This is a genomic window from Pantoea sp. B9002, assembly GCF_013385945.1.
GTDB lineage: Bacteria > Pseudomonadota > Gammaproteobacteria > Enterobacterales > Enterobacteriaceae > Pantoea.
In genome coordinates this window covers 1-953 of the sequence record NZ_JACAPA010000071.1, presented here as the reverse complement: position 1 = coordinate 953, position 953 = coordinate 1, and the positions used below count along the sequence as shown (strand labels likewise).

Sequence of the window (953 nt, the reverse complement as noted above, 5' to 3'; positions counted from 1 at the left end):
TCTGTTATGCCCACTATTCACACGAACTGGATTGCGCCAAAATCTCAGCCTGATGATTTATTATTCGGCTCTTTTTACTACGGACCGGTGCAGATGCTAAGTTATTATAAGTTAGAAGAATGGTGAGAATTTTAGCCATCATGTTCTCAATTTTAAGTTCAGAAAAATGAACGGCATACTTTGCTTTATCAATTTATTTATTGGCGTAAAAAATATGATTTCCTATTGAAACTGTACGCTCAAATGAAGCGACCCAGTAAGGGGTTACCCGCTGTGCATGGAAGAAAGTCGCGCCATTGGTAACATCCTGCTGTTCCCCCTGAATAATTCGCTGCGCCAGTTTTTGCGCTCGCTGCCAGCTTTTGTTTTTATGATGCGGATAATGTTCAGTGGTTTTTATCTGGGCTGTCCAGGAGAACTGGGAGGGTGCGTACACGACAGGACAAATTTCTTTTACATCCCAGTTTGCTCTATTCATCGTTACAGTCCCTACAGCTACCTGACCCAATTCTGGCTCCCCGCGCGCCTCATGATATATATTAAGCGCCAGGCAAAGGGTAGCAGCCTTGATTAACATAACATTTTACTCATATATTAAATATCACAAATATTATCTTCAAGTTCATACGATTAACCAAGCAAGAACCTTCTCGATTTTTCATGAAAATTTAAGGCACACCAAATTTCGTTTTAATATATTTTAACTACAGAAAATCTTAATTAAATATTTATCCAGAACACTACGCGTTGACGAGGAATTTATTAACAAATTGGATGTATTTGCATCATTTCTTTTCGCTTATAGCGAAGCTATTTTTCACAGTCCTCCAAATTCGAGCAGATTCTCAGACGCACCCGCTCAAACACTCTGAGACAATTCTGATTGTTTCGCCCGGCGACTTTCCCCGTGAAGCCTTTCGCCCGGTATCTCTCTCAGCTTTTAAGGACTGACC

At 40.5% G+C, this 953-nt stretch carries 1 protein-coding gene; it reads right to left on the bottom strand.

Translation table 11 applies throughout. From position 1 onward, the window contains the following. Positions 1 to 193: 193 nt before the first annotated feature. Positions 194 to 577: a cell wall hydrolase gene (locus tag HX773_RS24970; RefSeq protein ID WP_176973749.1), complete on the bottom strand. Its 384-nt coding sequence runs from the start codon at positions 575 to 577 to the stop codon at positions 194 to 196. Positions 578 to 953 lie beyond the last annotated feature (376 nt).

What these genes read in the sequence shown, in the direction of transcription:
- HX773_RS24970 (WP_176973749.1), bottom strand. Translation starts at nt 577, where the DNA reads ATGTTAATCAAGGCTGCTACCCTTTGCCTGGCGCTTAATATATATCAT.